Here is a 4,210-nt window from a genome sequence, read left to right as displayed (position 1 = left end):
GTACAGGCTCATCTTCGCCACTCCCGCCGCGGCGGTGATGGCGTCAATCCCGGTCCCGTTCACGCCATGGTTGTAGAAGCCCTCCGCCGCTGCCGCGAGGAGGCGGTCCCTCGCCGAACCGCGAGTGGTCCCGCCGGCCGCGCTTGCCGGACGGCGACGCCGCGCCTGCTGCTCCGCCATGCCCGCACCCCACGCTCATCCAGCAACTAGGTAGACCAGTCTACCTAGTTAGGTTCGTCGCGTCAAGCTCGTCCTGCGGGTGGCCAAAGCACGCACTCTCGCGCTAGCCACGTCCGCACGCAGAATCGGATGCGCCGGCGTGGTCGCTGGGGCTGGCCTGCGCCTGATGGCGGCGCGGGTCTACGGGAAGTCGATGGCAGGTAGCTCCGGGGTACCCCGCAGGTCGATCGCGGTCATGAGCCTTGCTGGCAGATCGCTGCCCGGATGGCCCGAACACGTAATGCGGCGCGCCAGTTGCCCGCGGTGTCCTCGCGCCGCTTTCCCTCTTCGCGCGAATCGGGCCTGCGAGCGGACGGTGGCCGGACCGTGGCAGGACCGCGCGGACCGGTCCTGCCGTACCGGTCCCGGGCTCGCCCGGGGAATCTTTGGCGGGGGTGGGAAAGATGGCCGTGCAGATCGGATTTCCAGGGTGGGACAGTATCCGGCGCACGTCCGGCCGGGGAGTACGGCCATCGGCTGCGGCAGGCCGGCGGCTCAGCGGCGTGCCCGGCCGGGTCCAGGACGGCAGCGGGACAACGAGATGCAGCAGGACTCAGCTGGACTTGATGGGACATGATCCGAAACCTGCGTCGCGCTGACCAGGCACACTCCGGGACTACGGACGCCACACGGACAGAACGCGGTATTCACAAGGCGGGAAATGGAGAAATAGCAGGTCAGCGGCTATTCCGATGGGTCGGGATGGGCTCACTGTAAAACCGTCGGCTAAGCCTACGTTGGTTCGAACCCAACACCTGCCACCCACCAAAACCCCAGCTCAGGCCGAGTACATGAGACCATCCGTGACGCTGAAAGTGCACGGTCCGGGCCACCGCGGTCCGCCCGGGTCCTCCCTGGTCATCACCGGCCAGCATGGCTCTGAACTGCAGTGATACGGGCCGGACCGGCCGCGCCGGATCCGCCGCCCTGGGCCGTTGCCGTGCCGAGCGCCCATTTGACGGAACAGGCACGGAACACAATCAGCCGTGATCATCACAGTGCGACGAGGCGCCTGCCGCTTCGTCGCCTGGGTGCAGTCGTCGCGCCAGTTGCAGGATGGCCCTGCACTTATCGCAGAAAGCAGCGCAGCGCACATTACCCCGATCCCGGTCCGCTCACGGTCACCGTTGGCGACACGGGATGGCTGACAAATAGGCGCATAACGCCGATTCGCGCGTCCGTGCGGGTAGAGAGATAGTCGTCCTTCGGTGCGCTCGCGAACCGGCGACCGGCGTAGCTAGCCTGTCACACCGAGGAGGAACCGCATGGCCGATTCTGACCGCCGAAGCATGTTGTTGGATTCTTACGAGAACGCTGCGGTGATCGTGTCAGGAATAGTTGCTGACGAGCTCGGCCACCCGACACCGTGTCCCAAGTACGACGTGGCCGGACTGATCGACCACCTCGTCGAAGCGGGCCACCGGGCGGCCGCTCTCGGCCGCGGGCAGGCACCTCCGCCCGGAGACGAGTCCCCTCACGTGGAGCTCTCCGACGCGCCCGGTCAGCTACGTAGCGCTGCGGAACAGGCGGCACAAGCATGGGGCGACAATTCCAGCTTGTCCTTGAGGTACACAATGCCGTGGGGCGAGGAGTACACGGCGGCCAGCCTGGTGGACATGTACCTGGCAGAGCTGGCCGCACACGCCTGGGACTTGGCCAGGGCCACCGGACAGCTCGACAAGTTGGATCCTTCCCTCGCCTTGCCGGCACTCGAGGGGGCTCGGGCCATGATCAAACCTCAGTACCGCAACATGGTCGAGCCTGGAGCCCCTTTCGGGGCGGAGGTCTACCCAGCTCCCGGTGCTGACGACTGGGAACGCCTCGCTGCCTTCATGGGACGCGACCCACGGACAACGCTCGGTCTATAAGGGGCGAGCGGGGCGCCGGGCCTTCGATCGACATGGCGTCTTGAGCCTGGGTATTAGCCGGAGGTAGCGATGGGTCACTCCCGACGCCCACGCAGAACACCGCTGGCGACGGGTTCACGGCCGATCCGATCGACGGTTCGGGAATCGCGGGAAAACTGTCCCAGAATGTGTGGCGGCGACTGCGACTGAAAGTGACCCCGACGGCCGGAACGGGGCGCAGCTCGTCGGTAACACGCAGTCGAAGTCGTTGTGCGTCGGGCTGCAAACGCGACTCGGAGCACAAGTTTGCAAAGCGTTTGCAAGGATCTTCTGCGCCTCGATTCGGATGCGGAGAAAAGAGAAACGCAGGTCACAACCGTGGTGGTGGAGGCGATGGGACTTGAACCCACGAACCTCTTGACTGCCAGTTTGCTAATCGCTCCTGGGCCTATCCGGCTCTAGTCGGATTTAGCCTGCCCACGCTGGACTTTCTAAGCGCAACAGTTGGGTCCAGTCGGGTCTAAACCTCGATCCACCGACAATCTTGAGATGAACCGATGAAGTGGTTGTTTTGGCTGGCGGCTGACGCCACCGGGCCTCGTTCGTCGGCTCACCGGGAATCTGGGCGTGGCAAGGCAGGCCTTCAGATGGTGCGTGTTCGATGTCAGCGCCTGGTGCTCGTCTGCGGTGCGCCACCCGCGGGTGGTTCTCTACGTCGGAACCGGTGGCAGGCTCCGCAAGAGGTGAAGCGCACGCAGGAACGCATCGGCCCAGGGCCATTCGAGCGGAGTACGCAAGGTCGGGGAACCTGAGCGGCTGACCAGGCGGCCTGGGACCGAGAAGAACCGGGTGCGCACGGTGCGCGCCACGGTGCGTCGGTCCTTGGGTGTGATGTTCCCGAGCATGGCCGTCCAGCGGATCAGGTCGTGTGCCAGGGCGGCACAGACGAGCCAGGCCGCGTTGGCGAAGAAGTGCCCCGAGGGCACGTGCTCGAGGCCCGCACCTTCTTTGAGGTCCCGGATGGCGAGCTCGACGTTGGCATGGGCCCGGTGGAAGGCATCGACGTCAACGGCGTCTCCTTCGAGGTCGGTCACGAAGGCGAAGTGGCGCCATTCGGGCCACAAGGTGGCCTGGCGACCGATCAGGCGGGTGCGCCGCACGATGAGGCGGCGTCCCTTGTAGTCGCACTCGGCTACCTCGGCCTCACCGTCGCAGGTGTATTCGATCGGGGTCCACCCTGAGGGGTCGATGGCCGAAATGGCGCTGACCACGGACTTTTGCATCCGCACGCCCATGGTGAAGCCGACCTCGAGGCGCTCAAGGGCGGCGATGGTGCGGTTGGACCAAAACCCCGAGTCGAAGCGCATGATGAGCTCTCCGGCCGCCCCGGCCCGGCGCACCCGGGCGACCAGCTCTTCGACGAAGCGCACCGTGCCGCGAGAGGTGTTGGCCCCACCTCGGCGCAGGCGGGCGTGGAGCACCTCGCCGGTGTCCGAGCGCGTGGCGAGGAGGGGGTGATAGCCGAGCACGTGGGTGTAGCCATAGCCCGCCCCTGCCTTGGCCTTGCCGCACACCTCGCAGATGGTCGAGTCCAGATCCATGACCATCTGCTCTGCACCGGGCCCCGCCCCGAGCAACCAGGCCCGGCGCAACGCCTCGGCCAAGACCGAGTCGAACTGACGGACGTGGCCGAAGGTGAAGGCACGCAGGAACGTCCCGAGCGTCGAGGGTGCCATGACCCGGTGCGGAAGCACCGCCGAGGTCGCACCCGAGCGCAGCACGTCCGCGTGGTCGATGTGGGAGCCGCCCGCCACCATGGTGTGCACCAAGGTGAGGACCTTGCGTCCGGGAAGTGCACCGCCGACACGTCCCGCGAGGCGAACGGTCGCATTGATGAGACGCTCAAGATCGAGGCGACCAACCAGGGTCGCGACCAACAACAACCCGGCATTGGCCACCAGGTTGGGCTCATCGAAGGTCACGCCAATGCGGTCGACCCTGCGCGATACTGGCCTCACAGAAAGTGCCTCCTTGGTGCTGGTGTGAATGTGACTTCGATAATCACAATTCTCCCAGCAAGGGAGGCACTTTCCGCGGATGCGCGACCCTCTGCGCGTCTATCTCATCGGTGGATCGAGGCTTAG

3 protein-coding genes are annotated in these 4,210 nt (G+C 65.9%); 1 reads left to right on the top strand and 2 read right to left on the bottom strand.

The window, feature by feature from the left end; translation table 11 throughout:
- Positions 1-180 (bottom strand): TetR family transcriptional regulator (locus ACLP9N_RS10365; protein WP_442407322.1); only part of this gene is annotated, 180 nt, incomplete at its 3' end.
- 1,304 nt (positions 181-1,484) lie between these two features.
- Here ACLP9N_RS10365 and ACLP9N_RS10360 point away from each other — a divergent pair.
- Positions 1,485-2,087 carry a TIGR03086 family metal-binding protein gene (locus tag ACLP9N_RS10360; RefSeq protein ID WP_442407321.1) on the top strand — a complete coding sequence of 201 codons (603 nt, stop codon included), beginning with the start codon at positions 1,485-1,487 and terminating at the stop codon, positions 2,085-2,087.
- A 689-nt stretch (positions 2,088-2,776) separates the two neighbouring features.
- Here the strand turns inward: ACLP9N_RS10360 and ACLP9N_RS10355 are convergent.
- A complete protein-coding gene (locus tag ACLP9N_RS10355) occupies positions 2,777-4,084 on the bottom strand; it encodes an IS1380 family transposase (protein ID WP_442407320.1) in 1,308 nt (435 codons plus the stop codon).
- Between the last annotated feature and the right edge of the window lie 126 nt (positions 4,085-4,210).

Origin of the sequence: Mycobacterium sp., assembly GCF_052144515.1 — a bacterium.
In the GTDB taxonomy this organism is placed as follows: domain Bacteria; phylum Actinomycetota; class Actinomycetes; order Mycobacteriales; family Mycobacteriaceae; genus Mycobacterium.
This window is presented reverse-complemented; position numbering and strand designations above follow the sequence as displayed.